The organism is Streptomyces sp. NPDC007907, from assembly GCF_042959365.1.
Classification (GTDB): Bacteria; Actinomycetota; Actinomycetes; order Streptomycetales; family Streptomycetaceae; genus Streptomyces; species Streptomyces indiaensis.
The window spans coordinates 220,881-236,207 of record NZ_JBIBKR010000001.1; the positions used below are offsets into that span (position 1 = coordinate 220,881).

At 71.5% G+C, this 15,327-nt stretch carries 15 protein-coding genes; 2 read left to right on the top strand and 13 right to left on the bottom strand.

What is annotated here, in order from left to right:
* Positions 1 to 81 precede the first annotated feature (81 nt).
* The 5 genes from ACFZDI_RS00995 to ACFZDI_RS01015 all read right to left on the bottom strand — a co-directional run bounded on the left by ACFZDI_RS00995 (position 82) and on the right by ACFZDI_RS01015 (position 4,340).
* Positions 82 to 267, bottom strand: coding sequence for a hypothetical protein (locus ACFZDI_RS00995; protein WP_234845330.1), 186 nt, complete (start codon positions 265 to 267; stop codon positions 82 to 84).
* A gap of 198 nt (positions 268 to 465) precedes the next feature.
* The gene (locus ACFZDI_RS01000; protein ID WP_391246931.1) at positions 466 to 1,008 is read right to left on the bottom strand and encodes a hypothetical protein; all 543 of its coding nucleotides are present in this window, start codon (positions 1,006 to 1,008) and stop codon (positions 466 to 468) included.
* 35 nt (positions 1,009 to 1,043) lie between these two features.
* Positions 1,044 to 1,616: a GNAT family N-acetyltransferase gene (locus ACFZDI_RS01005; RefSeq protein ID WP_234845332.1), complete on the bottom strand. Its 573-nt coding sequence runs from the start codon at positions 1,614 to 1,616 to the stop codon at positions 1,044 to 1,046.
* Positions 1,594 to 3,840, bottom strand: a complete 2,247-nt coding sequence (locus tag ACFZDI_RS01010; protein ID WP_234845333.1) for an MMPL family transporter — start codon at positions 3,838 to 3,840, stop codon at positions 1,594 to 1,596. The genes ACFZDI_RS01005 and ACFZDI_RS01010 overlap by 23 nt, the downstream gene beginning before the upstream one ends.
* A 158-nt stretch (positions 3,841 to 3,998) precedes the next feature.
* Positions 3,999 to 4,340, bottom strand: coding sequence for a hypothetical protein (locus ACFZDI_RS01015; protein WP_391246934.1), 342 nt, complete (start codon positions 4,338 to 4,340; stop codon positions 3,999 to 4,001).
* 191 nt (positions 4,341 to 4,531) lie between these two features.
* Here ACFZDI_RS01015 and ACFZDI_RS01020 point away from each other — a divergent pair, with 191 nt between their 5' ends.
* The gene (locus ACFZDI_RS01020) at positions 4,532 to 5,335 is read left to right on the top strand and encodes a methyltransferase domain-containing protein (protein ID WP_391246936.1); all 804 of its coding nucleotides are present in this window, start codon (positions 4,532 to 4,534) and stop codon (positions 5,333 to 5,335) included.
* 126 nt (positions 5,336 to 5,461) lie between these two features.
* On the opposite strand, the gene gatB is transcribed toward ACFZDI_RS01020, so the two are convergent.
* The 6 genes from gatB to ACFZDI_RS01050 all read right to left on the bottom strand — a co-directional run bounded on the left by gatB (position 5,462) and on the right by ACFZDI_RS01050 (position 9,856).
* Positions 5,462 to 6,976 carry an Asp-tRNA(Asn)/Glu-tRNA(Gln) amidotransferase subunit GatB gene (gene gatB, locus ACFZDI_RS01025; protein ID WP_361118943.1) on the bottom strand — a complete coding sequence of 505 codons (1,515 nt, stop codon included), beginning with the start codon at positions 6,974 to 6,976 and terminating at the stop codon, positions 5,462 to 5,464.
* Positions 6,977 to 6,992: 16 nt separating this feature from the next.
* Entirely contained in the window at positions 6,993 to 7,232 is a 240-nt protein-coding gene (locus tag ACFZDI_RS01030; protein ID WP_019329755.1) for a hypothetical protein, read from the bottom strand.
* Positions 7,229 to 8,722 (bottom strand): Asp-tRNA(Asn)/Glu-tRNA(Gln) amidotransferase subunit GatA, encoded by a 1,494-nt coding sequence (gene gatA, locus ACFZDI_RS01035; protein WP_234845337.1) that lies wholly within the window; start codon positions 8,720 to 8,722, stop codon positions 7,229 to 7,231. Before gatA ends, ACFZDI_RS01030 begins: the two co-directional genes overlap by 4 nt.
* Positions 8,723 to 8,727: 5 nt before the next feature.
* Entirely contained in the window at positions 8,728 to 9,024 is a 297-nt protein-coding gene (gene gatC, locus ACFZDI_RS01040; protein ID WP_018531282.1) for an Asp-tRNA(Asn)/Glu-tRNA(Gln) amidotransferase subunit GatC, read from the bottom strand.
* A gap of 87 nt (positions 9,025 to 9,111) precedes the next feature.
* Positions 9,112 to 9,453 (bottom strand): hypothetical protein, encoded by a 342-nt coding sequence (locus ACFZDI_RS01045; protein ID WP_391246939.1) that lies wholly within the window; start codon positions 9,451 to 9,453, stop codon positions 9,112 to 9,114.
* A gap of 31 nt (positions 9,454 to 9,484) precedes the next feature.
* Positions 9,485 to 9,856: a DUF4267 domain-containing protein gene (locus ACFZDI_RS01050; protein ID WP_234845338.1), complete on the bottom strand. Its 372-nt coding sequence runs from the start codon at positions 9,854 to 9,856 to the stop codon at positions 9,485 to 9,487.
* 95 nt (positions 9,857 to 9,951) lie between these two features.
* On the opposite strand from ACFZDI_RS01050, the gene ACFZDI_RS01055 reads away from it, so the two are divergent.
* The gene (locus tag ACFZDI_RS01055) at positions 9,952 to 10,539 is read left to right on the top strand and encodes a TetR/AcrR family transcriptional regulator (protein WP_234845339.1); all 588 of its coding nucleotides are present in this window, start codon (positions 9,952 to 9,954) and stop codon (positions 10,537 to 10,539) included.
* Positions 10,540 to 10,586: 47 nt separating this feature from the next.
* On the opposite strand, the gene ACFZDI_RS01060 is transcribed toward ACFZDI_RS01055, so the two are convergent.
* A complete protein-coding gene (locus ACFZDI_RS01060) occupies positions 10,587 to 12,866 on the bottom strand; it encodes a bifunctional diguanylate cyclase/phosphodiesterase (protein WP_234845340.1) in 2,280 nt (759 codons plus the stop codon).
* Between the two features lie 259 nt (positions 12,867 to 13,125).
* Positions 13,126 to 15,321, bottom strand: coding sequence for an NAD-dependent DNA ligase LigA (gene ligA, locus ACFZDI_RS01065; RefSeq protein ID WP_234845341.1), 2,196 nt, complete (start codon positions 15,319 to 15,321; stop codon positions 13,126 to 13,128).
* Positions 15,322 to 15,327: the final 6 nt, after the last annotated feature.

Consider the following 15,327-nt stretch of genomic DNA (forward strand, 5'->3'; position numbering starts at 1 on the left):
GGGCAGCGGCCGCCGTCCCCTCAGGGACGACGGCCGCTTTTCCCCGGACGGCCACGGCGCCGGCCGGCCCCGCCTGGGTGTTCACGCGGTCCGGGCGGACCGGAGCCGGCGGAAGCGGCGGCTATGGCTCTCGTGCTCGGCGGAGTCCTGGTCCGCTTCGTGGCGGGCCGCGCGGCGGGCCCGGGCGGCCTCGCGGACCAGACGCTCGTGGTCGGCCCGGCGGATGAGGTCGGAGGTGCGCAGCTGCTGGAGCTCGTACTCGTACATGGTGTGTCCTTCGAGGAGAGGCCGGTCGCGGGGTGTTCCTCCGCGATGACCTCACTCTCGTCTCCCAGGTGGGGCCGCCACATCGGGAGAGTTCCGCATCTTCGGCCGTGGGAGGGGCCTTAGACGCGGCTGAGGGGCCTCAGGGGTTCCGTAAGGTGCTCACGGAACCGCCTAAGACCCCTCGGGACCTGCGGGCTCTCAGCTCGCGGAGGGCAGTCCGAGCAGGATGCCGGTGTACTTGAGGACGGCCAGGATCAGGCCGATGACGCCGAGCGCGACTCCCGCCCAGGCGACGGACTTGATCCAGGGGGCCTGGATCCTGCCCGGCGTGCCGAACGCGGGCCGGGCCAGCGTCACGACGCCGACGACCAGCGCGATCAGCGCGAACAGGCCGCCCCACAGGGCGGTGGTCCGCCAGGCGTCGCCGTAGACCGCCTGGATCTGCTGGGCCACGCCCGCGTTCTGCGCGGTCTCCAGCTGGCCGACGAGGTTCTGGCGCGCGGAGGCGACGGTGCCGATCCAACTGCCGGTGAGCGAGACGACGCCCAGCGCCGCGGAGACCACGGCCGCGGCGCCCTGGCCCACACCGGTGGGGCTCTCCTCCCTGGCCGGCACGTCTGCCTCGTCGGCAGCGGCCGGGACGTCGGCCCGGGGCGCCTCGTCGGACTCGGTGGTGTCCACCGCCTTCTCGTCGGTCGTGGCCTTGGTGGCCTCGGTCTCGTCCACTGCGTTCGTTGCCATGTCTCGCACCGTAGGGTCGCTGTCTGAGAAGTCTCTTAATGATCGTCGTGAGCCGCACGCGCGCGTGCGGCCCGCCACTCGGGCGCCAGCACCGACCAGACTTCGAGATCGTGCCGTACGCCACCATAGGGGTGGGCCTCGCGGCGCACACCGTCGCGGGTCATCCCGAGCCGCCGGGCCACGTTCAGGCTCGGCTGGTTGCCCGAGGCGGCGACCCACTCCACGCGGTGGATGCCGCGCGCCTCGACCGCCCAGTCGATCAGCACCCGCATCGCGCGGGTGACCAGGCCGCGGCCCGTTCCCGCGGGCTCCAGCCAGCAGCCGACCTCGCAGTTCCCGGTGGCCGCGTCGAAGTTCAGGAACAGCACCCCGCCCACCAGAGTCCCCTCCAGCCACAGGCCGTGCAGGGAACCGGTGTCGGCGGCGCGCATGTCGGCGTAGCGCTGGAGCTTCGCGCGGGCCGAGGGCAGGTCCGTCTCGGTCGTCCCGAACGGGATGTACCGCCCGATGAACTCCCGCCCCCGCTCCAGGTGCGCCAGGAACTCCCCGGCGTGCCAGGGCTCCAGCGGCCTCAGCTCGGCGTCGTCACCCAGGGATATCGCGTACATCCCGCTGCCGCTCCTCCTCCGCCAGGACGTCCGCCACCTCGGCGTCCGTCGCGGCGGCCAGCCTCTCATGGGCGGCGCGGCTCTCGGGCGGCTCGATGCTGATGCGCGGCATGCGCTTGTCCAGCCAGCGGGGCAGCCACCAGTTGGCGCCGCCCAGCAGGTGCATCAGGGCCGGGACGAGGAGCGTGCGCAGGACGAAGGCGTCCAGGGCGACCGCGGCGGCCAGGGCGATGCCGAACATGGCGATCACCCGGTCTCCGCTGAGCACGAAGGCCAGGAAGACGGAGATCATGATGACGGCCGCCGAGTTGATCACCCGGCTGGTCTCGGCGAGGCCGACCCGCACCGCCCGCCGGTTGTCGCCGGTCTCCAGCCACTCCTCGTACATCCGGCTGACCAGGAAGACCTGGTAGTCCATCGAGAGGCCGAAGAGCACCGACACCATGATCACGGGCAGGAAGGGTTCGATGGGTCCCGCGCTGCCGAGGCCGAGCAGTTCGCTGCCCCAGCCCCACTGGAAGATCGCGACCACCACCCCGAAGGCGGAGGCCACGGCGGCGACGTTCATCGCGGCGGCCTTCAGCGGTATGCCGATCGACCGGAAGGCCAGCAGGAGCAGCAGACAGCCCAGGCCGATGACGGCCCCGACGAAGACCGGCAGCTTGGAGACGATGACGTCGGCGAAGTCGTCGTAGCCGGCCGTCATGCCGCCCACCTGCACGTCGAGCGCGGTGCCCGACTCGGCGCGCGGCAGCACCTCCTCGCGCAGCCGGTCGACGAGGTCGCTGGTCCGCTTCGACTGCGGGGAGGACTCGGGGACGACGGTCAGGTACGCGGTGTGGCCCCCGGAGCCGAACGTCACCGGGGTCACCGAGGCGACGCCCTCGGTGGCGCGGAGGGTGCTGTCGAGGTGGTCCAGGGCGAGCTTGTCGTCGGCGCCGTCAATCTCCGTGACGAGGGTGAGCGGGCCGTTCACGCCGGGTCCGAAGCCGTCGGCGAGCAGGTCGTAGGCCTGGCGGGTGGTGGCGGTCTTCGGGCCGTTGCCCTGGTCGGAGGTGCCCAGGTGCAGCGACAGGGTGGGCAGGGCGAGGACGGCCATGACGACCAGGGCGACCGCGCCGAGCACCTTGGGGTGGCGCTCCACGAAGGCGGACCAGCGGGCCGCGAAGCCGGTGGGCACCTCGGGTTCGGGGCCGTGCTCCGCGAGGCGGCGGCGCTCGCGGCGGCTGAGGGCGCGCATGCCGATGAACGACAGCAGGGCGGGCAGCAGCGTCACGGAGGCGGCGACGGTGAGGAGCACGGTGAGGCCGGCCGCTATGGCGACGCCGTTGAGGAAGCTCAGCCGGAGGATCAGCATGCCCAGCAGGGCTATGCAAACGGTGGCACCCGCGAACACGACCGCTCGTCCGGTGGTCGCGACGGCGTTCGTGGCGGCCTCGGTGACGGACAGCCCGCGTTTCAGCCCGCGCCGGTGCCGGGTGACGATGAACAGCGCGTAGTCGATGCCGACGCCGAGTCCGACGAGCATGCCCAGCATGGGGGCGAAGTCGGCGACGGTCATGGCGTGCCCGAGCAGCACGATCCCCGCGTAGGCGGTGCCGACGCCGACCAGGGCGGTGGCGATGGGCAGCAGGGACGCGGCGAGCGAGCCGAAGGCGAGGAACAGCACCACCGCGGCGACGATCACGCCGACGATCTCGGCGACGTGCCCGCCGGAGGACTCGGTGAGCGCGACGGCGCTGCCGCCCAGCTCCACCTGGAGCCCGTCGGTCTCGGCGCTCTTCGCGGTGTCGACGACGGCCTGCGCCTCGCCCTTGGCGATGTCCTCGGCCCGGTCGTCGAAGGTGACCGAGGCGAACGCGGTCCGGCCGTCCTCGCTGATGCGGCCGGTGCCCGGCCCGTCGTAGGGGCTGGTGACCGAGGCCACGCCGGGGAGGTTCTCGATGCGGTCCAGGGTGCGGGTCATCGTCTGCTCGACGTCGGCCGCCCGGACACTGCCGGACGTGGTGTGCCAGACGACGGTGTCGCTGTCACCGCCGAGCCGCGGGAAGCCCTCGTGCAGCAGCTGTGTGGCGCGGCCCGACTCGGTACCGGGGACCTCGTAGTCGTTCGAGTACGTGGTGCCGGCGACGGCGGCGCCCGCGGCGACCCCCGCGAAAGCGAGGAGCCACAGCAGGACGCTGAGCAGACGGCGCTGGACACACCAGCGTGCGAGGGCTGCCACGAAACGTGCTCCCGGAGTTGCCTTGTGTGGATCTTTGGCCGGGAACAGTCGTACATGAACTGAACAGCCAGCAAAGAACGCATGAGCAATGCGCTGCCACTCTTACAAACGAACGAGATCATTTGTCGGTTTCGTGGGCTTATTCACAGCGGCCGGTCTCAGTCGAACTGATCCCCCAGCGCCATCACCATCACGCCCGCGATCAGCAGCCACAGCGCGCGCCGGGTGCGGCCGCGGGAGCCCAGCACGGCGGCGGCCGCGCACACGGCGGCCCCGCTCGCGTAGGCGGCCGGGACGAGCGCCGGCGCGGGGCGGGTGAGGCGGAGCACGGCCGCGGCGAGTCCCGCCAGGGTCAGCGCGGCACCGGTGGCGGCCGCCGTCCAGCGGGCCCGGCGCGCGGCTCCCTCGTCCTCCGCCGCGTCACCGGCCGCGTCCTGCGCGTCGGCCGCCTCCGAGTCCGCTGTCTCGGGCTCGGTGTCGGAATCAGGACGTCCACTCATGGCCGTGACGGTAGCGCGCCCGGCGGAGAAACCCGGGTGCGGGTCCGGGAGGCCGGCTGTTAGCGTCCGATGGTCCGAGGTATGCCCGCGGCATCGCGCCGCCCGGCCGAAGCAGGTGCATTGTTTGACGGTCCGACCGAGCTCCTCCGCATCCCCATTCCTCCTCAAGGACTCAAGGAGCCCGTCCACCGATGTCGGACCTCACTTCCCGCACTTCGAACGACCCCCTCACTGACCGTGTGAGCCACCCCGGCTACCCCCGCAGCAACGGTTACGACGCCCGCTGGACCGTCGACAACCAGATGGGCCCGCACGCGCTGTGGCTGCTGGAGTGGCTGGCCCCCGCCCTGGGGCTCGACACCCTGAGCCCCGGCTCCCGCGTGCTCGACCTGGGCTGCGGGCGCGCCATGACGTCGGTCTTCCTCGCCAGGGAGTACGACGCCCAGGTCACCGCCGCCGACCTGTGGATCAAGCCCGACGAGAACGCCGGGCGCATCGCCGAGGCGGGCGTCGCCGACCGGGTGCTGCCCGTGCTGGCCGAGGCGCACGACCTGCCGTTCGGCGAGAACAGCTTCGACGCGATCGTCTCGATCGACGCCTACCAGTACTTCGGCACCGACGACCTGTACCTGCCCGGGCTGACGCGGCTGCTGAAGCCCGGCGGGCGGATCGGCGTCGTCGTACCGGCGCTGCGCGAGGAGATCGACGGCGTCGAGCCGCCGGAGCACCTCGAGCCGTACTGGGAGCCCGGCTTCTGGTGCTTCCACACCGCGGCCTGGTGGCGGCGCCACTGGACCCGCAGCGGGGCCGTGCAGGTCGAGGCCGCTGACTGGCTTCAGGACGGCTGGCGCGACTGGCTGCGCTGGTGCGAGGTCGTGGCCGACGAGAGCACGGACGAGTGGCATGTCCGGATGGCCGGGCAGTGCGCCGAGATGCTGCGGCTCGACCGGGGCGAGACGCTGGGCTTCGTCCGGGTCGTCGGCCGCCGCCTCTGAGTCCATGCCGCCACTGAGTTCGTGCCGCCACTGAGTCCGTGCCGCCTCTGAGGCATGACGCCTCTCAGCGAATGACGAGGGGGGACGCACCGGGTCCGGTGCGTCCCCCCTCGTCTCCGCGGGAGGTCAGCCTTCGCTGACGCCCAGCTTCTGGAGGATCAGCTCCTTGACGCGAGCCGCGTCGGCCTGGCCGCGTGTGGCCTTCATGACCGCACCCACCAGCGCTCCGGCCGCGGCCACCTTGCCACCGCGGATCTTGTCCGCGACGCCCGGGTTGCCGGCGATGGCCTCGTCGACGGCCGCCGTCAGCGCGCCCTCGTCGGAGACGACCTTCAGACCGCGCTTGTCGACGACCTCGTCCGGGGTGCCCTCGCCCGCGAGGACGCCCTCGATGACCTGGCGGGCCAGCTTGTCGTTCAGGTCGCCCTTCGCGACGAGCTCGGTGACCCGGGCCACCTGCTCCGGCGTGATCGCCAGCTCGTCGAGCGCCTTGCCCGACTCGTTGGCGCTGCGGGCCAGCTCGCCCATCCACCACTTGCGGGCGGACGCGGCGTCGGCCCCGGCCTCGATCGTGGCGACGATCGGCTCCAGCGCACCGGCGTTGAGGATCGCCTGCATGTCGGTGGCCGAGATGCCCCAGTCCTCGCGGAGCCGGTTGCGGCGGACCAGCGGCAGCTCGGGCAGCGCGGCCCGGATCTCCTCGACCCACTCACGCGAGGGGGCCACCGGGACGAGGTCGGGCTCCGGGAAGTACCGGTAGTCCTCGGCCTCCTCCTTCACACGGCCCGAGGTCGTCGACCCCGTGTCCTCGTGGAAGTGCCGCGTCTCCTGGATGATCGTGCCGCCGGAGGAGAGAACGGCCGCGTGCCGCTGGATCTCGAAACGGGCCGCGCGCTCCACGGACCGCAGCGAGTTGACGTTCTTGGTCTCGGAACGGGTGCCGAACTTCTCGGTGCCGTTCGGGCGCAGCGACAGGTTCACGTCGCAGCGCATCTGGCCCATCTCCATGCGGGCCTCGGAGACGCCGAGCGCCTTGATGACCTCACGCAGCTCCCGGACATAGGCCCGGGCGACCTCGGGGGCGCGCTCGCCGGCGCCCTCGATCGGCTTGGTGACGATCTCGATGAGCGGGATGCCGGCGCGGTTGTAGTCCAGCAGCGAGTGGGACGCGCCGTGGATACGGCCGGTGGCGCCGCCGACGTGCGTCGACTTGCCGGTGTCCTCCTCCATGTGGGCGCGCTCGATCTCCACGCGGAAGGTCTCGCCGTCCTCCAGCTGCACGTCGAGGTAGCCGTTGAAGGCGATCGGCTCGTCGTACTGGGAGGTCTGGAAGTTCTTCGGCATGTCCGGATAGAAGTAGTTCTTCCGGGCGAAGCGGCACCATTCGGCGATCTCGCAGTTCAGCGCGAGGCCGATCTTGATGGCGGACTCGACGCCGGTCGCGTTGACGACCGGGAGCGCGCCCGGCATGCCGAGGCAGACCGGGCAGGTCTGCGTGTTGGCGTCCTGGCCGAGAGCGGTCGAACAGCCGCAGAACATCTTGGTCTTGGTGCCGAGTTCGACATGGACCTCGAGGCCCATGACGGGGTCGTACGACGCGAGTGCTTCCTCGTACGACACCAGGTCGGTCGTGGTGGTCACGGTGAGTACTTCCCTCTCAGCCCAGCAGGACGTCGTCGTCGCCCAGCCGCTTCAGCTCGCGGTAGAGAATGGCCAGGTTGGTGACGACGGCGGCTCCGGTCACGACGGCGTCGAGCAGCCGCAGCGTGTCGTTGTCTCCGCGGGCCTTCTTGATCTGCTTGTAGACACCGACGGCGCCGAACGCCGACGTGGCCATCGACACGTACAGACCGGACTTGGACTTCTTGAAGCCCTTGGCCTTGGACAGTGCGCTCACAGCGACGGAGCCTCCTCGATCAGCGGGTGGCCCCACTTTTCCACGAAGGCGGCCTCGACGGCGGCTCCCACCTTGTACAGGCGGTCGTCCTTCATGACGGGGGCGATGATCTGCAGACCGACCGGGAGGTTGTCCTCCGGGGCGAGACCGCACGGCAGCGACATGGCCGCGTTGCCCGCCAGGTTGGTCGGGATGGTGCACAGGTCGGCGAGGTACATCGCCATCGGGTCGTCGGCGCGCTCGCCGATCGCGAAGGCGGTGGTCGGGGTCGTCGGGGAGACGATCACGTCGACCTGCTCGAACGCCTTGTCGAAGTCCTGCTTGATGAGCGTGCGGACCTTCTGGGCGCTGCCGTAGTAGGCGTCGTAGTAGCCGCTCGACAGGGCGTACGTGCCGAGCATGATGCGGCGCTTGACCTCGGGGCCGAAACCGGCCTCGCGGGTCAGGGAGGTGACCTCCTCGGCGGAGTGCGTACCGTCGTCGCCGACGCGCAGGCCGTAGCGAAGGCCGTCGAAGCGGGCGAGGTTGGAGGAGCACTCGGAGGGCGCGATCAGGTAGTACGCCGACAGCGCCAGGTCGAAGGACGGGCAGTCCAGCTCGACGATCTCGGCGCCGAGCTCCTTCAACAGCGCGACGGACTCGTCGAAGCGCTGGATGACGCCGGCCTGGTAGCCCTCGCCGCGGAACTGCTTGACGACGCCGACGCGCATGCCCTCGACGCTGCCGTTGCGGGCGGCCTCGACGACCGCCGGGACGGGCTCATCGATGGAGGTGGAGTCCATCGGGTCGTGCCCGGCGATCACCTCGTGCAGCAGGGCCGCGTCCAGGACCGTACGGGCACAGGGGCCGCCCTGGTCGAGGGAGGAGGAGAAGGCGACCATGCCGTAGCGGGAGACGGCGCCGTACGTCGGCTTCACGCCGACCGTGCCGGTGACGGCGGCCGGCTGGCGGATGGAGCCGCCGGTGTCGGTGCCGATGGCGAGCGGGGCCTGGAAGGAGGCGAGCGCGGCGGACGAACCGCCACCGGAGCCGCCGGGGATCTTCGTCAGGTCCCAGGGGTTGCCGGTCGGGCCGTAGGCGCTGTTCTCGGTGGAGGACCCCATGGCGAACTCGTCCATGTTGGTCTTGCCGAGGATGACGACGTCGGCCGCCTTCAGGCGCTGGGTGACCGTCGCGTCGTACGGCGGGATCCAGCCCTCGAGCATCTTCGAACCGACCGTCGTGGGGACGCCCTCGGTGGTGAAGATGTCCTTCAGCGCCAGGGGCACGCCGGCCAGCGGGCCGAGCTTCTCGCCACGCTCGCGCTTGGCGTCCACGGCGCGGGCCTGGGCGAGGGCGCCCTCGCGGTCGACGTGCAGGAAGGCGTGCACCTTCTCGTCGACGGCCTCGATGCGGGCCAGGTGGGCCTCGGTGACCTGCACGGCCGTGAGCTCGCCGGAGGCGATCTTCGCGGCTGTCTCGGCGGCCGTGAGCTTGATGATGTCCGTCATGGCTGTTAGTCCTCCCCCAGGATCTGCGGCACCTTGAAACGCTGCTGCTCCTGGGCCGGGGCGCCGGAGAGCGCCTGCTCGGGGGTGAGCGACGGACGGACCTCGTCCGCGCGCATGACGTTCGTCAGCGGGAGCGGGTGCGAGGTCGGCGGTACGTCTTGGTCGGCGACCTCGCTGACGCGGGCGACCGCGCCGATGATGTCGTCCAGCTGTCCCGCGAAGTGGTCGAGCTCTTCGGGCTTCAGCTCCAGACGCGCCAGCCGGGCGAGGTGGGCGACCTCCTCGCGCGTGATGCCAGGCATGCAGCGATCCTCTGGGGTGAGTGAATGTGGTGTGGCCCAATCCTATGGGGCGCGGGGCCGTGCCCGTGAAACGGTTTCGCCCGTCCGTCAGTGACGGCGGCTTTCCCAGGCCTCGTTCCTCAGGAAGTGGTGGTCGTACAGCTCCTGCACCTCGAGGAGACGCTCGGGCGTGGCCTCACCGAGGGCGACGCGCCGCAGGTGGCGGAAGCACTCGAAGCGCTCGACGCCGGGTGTGAGGACGATGAGCAGGTCGGCGTCGGCCCCGGGGACCGCCGCGAAGGTGTGCGGCCTGCCGGGCGGGACGAAGGCACCGCCGGTCGCGCTGCTGTCGGCCAGCAGGTGCACGGAGACAGGGGTGCGGCCGACGGCTTCTGCGTCGGCGGCGCGGACGATCACGGACTCGTCGAACCGCGGAACGACCACCGACATCTCAGGACCTCCGGATCATGTGGGGGCGCGCTCAGACCGCGAAGAGCAGGCCGGCGCTGATCAGGACGATGACCGCGGTGGCGAAGTGGACACCGAAGGCCACCGCCTTCGCACCGCCGTGGCGCAGCACGATCACGGTGTCGCCGAGCGGTATGAGTGCCACGGCGAGCATGAACCAGGCCTCGGCCCCGGCTCCCGCGAAGGCGAGCACGACGAGACCGACCAGCCCGAGGGTGCCGTCCCGCAGGCCCTTGATCGTCAGATAGGCACCGGCGTCGCCGCCGGGGTCGGCCGGGACGCCGTAGCCGGCTGCCGCGGGGCCGGGCTGGAAGAGGAACCGGTAGCCGAGGAACAGGCAGAACAGGTTGAGCACGACGGCCAGGGTGTACGCGGTGACGGTCATGATCTTCTCCGCTCGTCGATTTCTAGCAGCGCTAGGGACAAGAGCGAAGCTAGCAGAGCGACGACAGGAACGCTAGCGGTGCTAGAATTTCTCGCATGACGATCCAGAAGCGCCGTGAGCGTGAACGAGCGGAACGTGAGCGGCTGATCGTGACGGCCGCGCGAGAGCTGGCGGAGGCGGAGGGCTGGGACGCGGTGACCACGCGCCGGCTCGCCGACGAGATCGAATACAGCCAGCCCGTGCTCTACAGCCACTTCAAGGGCAAGGGCGCGATCATGGCGGCGGTGGCGGTGCAGGGCTGCGAGGAGCTGGCCGGCGAGCTGCGGGCGGCGCGCACGGCGGCCGGGAGCGCCCGTGAGGCGCTGGCCGCGGTGGGCCGCGCCTACACCGCCTTCGCCCGGCGGCGGCCCGCGCTCTACGACGTGATCTTCACGCTCGACGTGGACCTGCCCTTCGCCACCCCCGAGGCGCCCGCGGCCCTCCAGGATGCCTTCGGCGAGCTGCTGCAGGCCGTCCAGCCGATCGCGGCCGAGGGCGAGGACATGGGAGCGCTCACGGAGACGTACTGGGCCGGGCTGCACGGACTGGTGACCCTGATGCGCAGCGGCCGGCTGCCCGAGGAGGCGCACGAGCGACGGCTGGGGCTGTTCATCGGCCACTTCGTGCCGCAGGGCACGGACTGAGCGCTCGCCCCGGGGAGCGCGCCCCGGAGGAGCGCGACAGCGGGGGCCTACTCGTCGGCCGTCGCCGCGGGCAGCGCGGCGCGCGGGCGCTGCCATCCCCGGGGGCCCCGGGCCCGCAGCCACGCCGTGGTCTCGTCCGGGGGCATCGCCGCGGCGACCAGCCAGCCCTGGACGGCGTCGCAGCCCAGGTCGCGCAGGCGCTCCCAGGTCTCGTCGTCCTCGACGCCCTCGGCGACGACGAGCAGACCGAGGGAGTGGGCGAGGTCGACGGTGCAGCGCACGATCTCCGCGTCCTCGGCGTCGACCGCGAGCCGGGCCACGAACGAACGGTCGATCTTCAGCTCGCTCACCGGCAGCCGGCGCAGGTGCACGAGCGAGGAGTAGCCCGTGCCGAAGTCGTCGAGGGACATCTTCACGCCGTGCGCGGTCAGCTGGTTGAGGGTGTCGGCGGCGCGTTGCGGGTCCTCCAGGAGCACGTGCTCCGTGATCTCCAGTTGGAGCGCTCCCGCCGGGACGCCGTGCCGGGCCAGCCGGGCGGCGACGGAGCCGGCGAAACCGGGGGTGTGCACATCGCGCGGGGAGACGTTCACCGCGACCGGCACGAACAGGCCCTGCTCCCGCCAGCGCGCGACCTGGCCGAGCGCCGTCTCCAGTACGTACTCGGTGAGATGGGGCATCAGCCCCGAGGACTCCGCGATCGCTATGAACTCGTCCGGCGGCACCTTGCCCCGCTCGGGGTGCACCCAACGGACCAGCGCCTCCAGGCCCGCGACCTGCCCGTCGAAACGGACCTTGGGCTGGTAGTGCAGCTGCACCTCGCGCGCGTCGAGGGCGCGGCGCAGATCGCCCAGCAGACCGAGCCGGTCGGGGGTGTTGGAGTCGCGCTTGGACTCGTAGACCTCGACGCCGGTGCGGTCCCGCTTGGCCTGGTACATCGCCACGTCCGCGCGCCGCAGCAGCCCTTCGGCGTCCAGGGCGTGGTCGGGAAAGACGGCGACCCCGGCGCTGGCCTCCAGCACGAGGGTGAGGCCGTCGAGGTCGAGGGGTGAGCTGAGAGCGGCCACGAGGTCGCGGGCGACCCGGGTCGCGGAGGTCGTGGAGTCGGCGACCGGGAGTAAGACGGCGAACTCGTCCCCGCCGAGCCGGGCGGCCTCCGCCCCGCGCGGCAGCGCCACCCGCAGCCGGTCGGCGATCTGCAGCAGCAGCCGGTCACCGGCGAGATGACCCAGCGTGTCGTTGACCGAACGGAACCGGTCGAGGTCGATCAGCATCAGGGCGGCGCGGGCGTCGATCCGCTCCGCGTCGTCCAGCGCGGTCCAGATGCGCTCCAGCAGCCACTGACGGTTGGGCAGCCCGGTCAACGGGTCACGCAGTTGCTCCTCCGCCCGGGCTCGGGCGATCCACAGGGTGGAGTCCAGGGCGATCAGCGGGATGGAGAACAGCGGCAGCAGGATCGGCTTGGCCACGGCGACCACGCAGACCAGCGGCGCGATGCCCAGCAGCGCGACGGCCACCAGACCCTGTCTGACCAGGGCGGTGCGGGCGACGGTGGGCAGCCCGGGGCGCGGGGCGTGCAGGTACCAGAGCAGGACGCGGGTGACCATCAGGTAGGCGACGGCGACCAGGGCGACCTGGGGCGCCGTGGCGAGTGTCCAGGCGGCGGGCTCCGCCGGGGACTCGACGGACGGCACGCTGCCGAACACGCCCAGCACGAGCGCGCCCGCGCCGATGCCGAGGAGGTCGACCGCACCGTGCAGCACGCCCTGGCGCCAGCGGTTGCGGCGGGCTATGCCGACCAGGACCACGACCGTGAGGCTGACCATGCCGGCCGGAACCCAGCCGTAGAGCAGCAGCACGGCGAGAGTGAGGGCGGCGCCCGAGCCGGTGCCGCCCCACCAGCGGGAGCGGCCGAGCATGACGAGGTGGCCGACGATGATGCCGGTGAGCACCGCCAGCGACCAGCCGGTCGTGCCGGCCGGGAAGAGCGCATGCCCGCCGGTGAAGGCCCGGTAGAACCCGGCGCCCAGGACGAGCCCGGCCGCCGCGACGACCGCAGCGGGCAGCGCGGGCCAGGACTGGTGCCGATCGCCGTCCGTGTCCGCATCCGCGCCGGCCGGTCGGGGAGTGTGGTCGATGACCGGCTGTGCCCCGGGGCCCTCCGCGCGCCCTCCGGCGCCGCGCCCGTCCGGGGTGTACTGTCCGACGGCGCGCGCCTCCGCACCCGGACGCCCCGCCGGCCGTACGGCCTCACGGACCGCACGCCAGGCGGCCGCCATGCGGCGCAGGTGCAGCCGTGAGCCCGGCACGGCGCTCTCGGTCGGTTCCATTCCCGTCCCTCTCACAGCCGGCGGTGCCCACGCCCCGCGGCCCGGTGCCCGACAACCCTTAGGCGGCCCGCGCCCGAAAACCCTTCCCCGCGCTCCGTGCGAGCACGAAGATGCCCCGACCGCAGCTGGGCACGGCAGGCGCACATCTCAACAGTAGGCCGCGGAAGGCTTCCACGGGCAGCGGTCGCCGACGGTTGCCCGAATGCGCCCCGGCCACCCGTATGCATCTGATATGCGCCGAACGGGTGGCCTTCAACCGCTACTCCTCGGCCGAAAGGGCGACTTCGGCCGCGGCTTCCGGTCCCTGCTCCAGCAGGACGCCGAAACCTTCCTCGTTCAGGACCGGAACCTTCAGCTGCATCGCCTTGTCGTACTTCGAGCCGGGGCTGTCACCGACCACCACGAACGACGTCTTCTTCGACACCGAGCCGGTCACCTTGGCCCCGCGGCTCTGCAGCGCCTCCTTGGCGCCGTCCCGCGTGAAGTGTTCGAGGGTGCCGGTGACGACGACGGTGAGGCCCTCCAGGGGGCGCGGCCCCTCGTCCTCCCCGGTGCTCTCGGCCTCCATGCGGACGCCGGCGGCCTTCCACTTGCGGATGATGTCGCGGTGCCAGTCCTCGGCGAACCACTGCTTGAGGGAGGCGGCGATGGTCGGTCCGACGCCCTCGGTGCCCGCCAGTTCCTCTTCCGTGGCCTGGTCGATCCGCTCGATCGAGCGGAACTCGCGGGCCAGTGCCTCGGCGGCGACGGGCCCGACATGACGGATCGACAGGCTGGTGAGGATGCGGGCCAGGGGGCGTTCCTTGGCCGCCGCGATGTTCTCCAGCATGGCGACGGCGTTCTTGCGGGGCTCGCCCTGCTGGTTGGCGAAGATCGTGGCGACCTTCTCCTCGCCGGTCTTCGGGTCGCGCTTGGGCAGGCCGCTGTCGGGGTCCAGGACGTACGCCTTGATGGGCAGCAGCTGCTCGATGGTGAGGTCGAAGAGGTCGCCCTCGTCTACCAGCGGCGGGGTCTTCGGCTCCAGCGGGGCGGTGAGAGCGGCGGCGGCGACGTAGCCGAAGTGCTCGATGTCCAGGGCCTTGCGGCCGGCGAGGTAGAACAGGCGCTCGCGCAACTGGGCCGGGCAGGTGCGGGCGTTGGGGCAGCGCAGGTCGACGTCGCCCTCCTTCATGGGCCGCAGGGCCGTGCCGCACTCGGGGCATTCGCTCGGCATGACGAACTCGCGCTCGCTGCCGTCGCGCAGGTCGGCGACCGGGCCGAGGATCTCCGGAATGACGTCACCGGCCTTGCGCAGCACCACGGTGTCCCCGATGAGGACGCCCTTGGCCTTGACCACGTCCTGGTTGTGGAGGGTGGCGAACTCGACCTCGGAGCCGGCGACCGTGACCGGCTCGACCTGGGCGTACGGGGTGACGCGGCCGGTGCGGCCCACACCCACACGGATGTTGACGAGCTTGGTGTTGACCTCCTCCGGCGCGTACTTGTACGCGATGGCCCAGCGCGGGGCGCGTGAGGTGGAGCCGAGGCGGCCCTGGAGGGGGATCTCGTCGAGCTTGACGACGACGCCGTCGATCTCGTGCTCCACGGAATGGCGGTTCTCCCCGTAGTGGGCGATGAACTCGCGGATGCCTTCCAGGCCGTCGACCACCCTGTTGTGCCGGGAGGTCGGCAGGCCCCAGGTCTTGAGCAGGTCGTAGGCCTGGGACAGGCGGGTCAGGCCGGTGAAGCCCTCCAGGGCGCCGATGCCGTGGACCACCATGTGCAGGGGGCGGGTGGCGGTGACGCGCGGGTCCTTCTGGCGCAGGGAACCGGCCGCCGCGTTGCGCGGGTTGGCGAAGGGCTTGTCGCCGGCCTCCACCAGGCGGGCGTTGAGCTCCTGGAACTTCTCCATCGGGAAGTAGACCTCGCCGCGGATCTCCACGAGGTCGGGCACGTCGTCGCCCTTGAGGCGGTCGGGGATCTCGGCGATCGTCCGCACGTTCGGTGTGATGTCCTCGCCGGTGCGGCCGTCGCCGCGGGTGGCCGCCCGGGTGAGGCGGCCGCGCTCGTAGGTGAGGTTCACGGCGAGGCCGTCGACCTTCAGCTCGCACAGGAAGTGGTACTCCTGCTCGCCCAGTTCCCGGGCGATGCGCTCGGTCCAGGCGGCCATCTCCTCGTCGTTGAACGTGTTGTCGAGGGAGAGCATGCGCTCGCGGTGCTGGACGGCCGTGAACTCCGTCGCGTAGGACCCGGAGACCTTCTGGGTCGGCGAGTCCGGCGTGCGCAGCTCGGGGTACTCCTCCTCCAGCGCCTCCAGGGAACGCAGCAGCTGGTCGAACTCCGCGTCGCTGACGACGGGAGCGTCCTTCACGTAGTAACGGAAGCGGTGCTCCTCGATCTGCTCCGCGAGGCGCGCGTGCTTCTCCCGTGCCTCGGCGGGCACCGTCGTCGTCTCCGCCTGCTTGTCGCCGGCCACCGTGTC

What these genes read in the sequence shown, in the direction of transcription:
- ACFZDI_RS01015 (WP_391246934.1), bottom strand. Translation starts at nt 4,340, where the DNA reads ATGAGTGGACGTCCTGATTCCGACACCGAGCCCGAGACAGCGGACTCG.
- gatC (WP_018531282.1), bottom strand. Translation starts at nt 9,024, where the DNA reads ATGCCTGGCATCACGCGCGAGGAGGTCGCCCACCTCGCCCGGCTGGCG.
- ACFZDI_RS01050 (WP_234845338.1), bottom strand. Translation starts at nt 9,856, where the DNA reads ATGACCGTCACCGCGTACACCCTGGCCGTCGTGCTCAACCTGTTCTGC.
- ACFZDI_RS01005 (WP_234845332.1), bottom strand. Translation starts at nt 1,616, where the DNA reads ATGTACGCGATATCCCTGGGTGACGACGCCGAGCTGAGGCCGCTGGAG.
- ACFZDI_RS01020 (WP_391246936.1), top strand. Translation starts at nt 4,532, where the DNA reads ATGTCGGACCTCACTTCCCGCACTTCGAACGACCCCCTCACTGACCGT.
- ACFZDI_RS01060 (WP_234845340.1), bottom strand. Translation starts at nt 12,866, where the DNA reads ATGGAACCGACCGAGAGCGCCGTGCCGGGCTCACGGCTGCACCTGCGC.
- gatA (WP_234845337.1), bottom strand. Translation starts at nt 8,722, where the DNA reads ATGACGGACATCATCAAGCTCACGGCCGCCGAGACAGCCGCGAAGATC.
- ACFZDI_RS01000 (WP_391246931.1), bottom strand. Translation starts at nt 1,008, where the DNA reads ATGGCAACGAACGCAGTGGACGAGACCGAGGCCACCAAGGCCACGACC.
- ACFZDI_RS00995 (WP_234845330.1), bottom strand. Translation starts at nt 267, where the DNA reads ATGTACGAGTACGAGCTCCAGCAGCTGCGCACCTCCGACCTCATCCGC.
- ACFZDI_RS01055 (WP_234845339.1), top strand. Translation starts at nt 9,952, where the DNA reads ATGACGATCCAGAAGCGCCGTGAGCGTGAACGAGCGGAACGTGAGCGG.
- ACFZDI_RS01045 (WP_391246939.1), bottom strand. Translation starts at nt 9,453, where the DNA reads ATGTCGGTGGTCGTTCCGCGGTTCGACGAGTCCGTGATCGTCCGCGCC.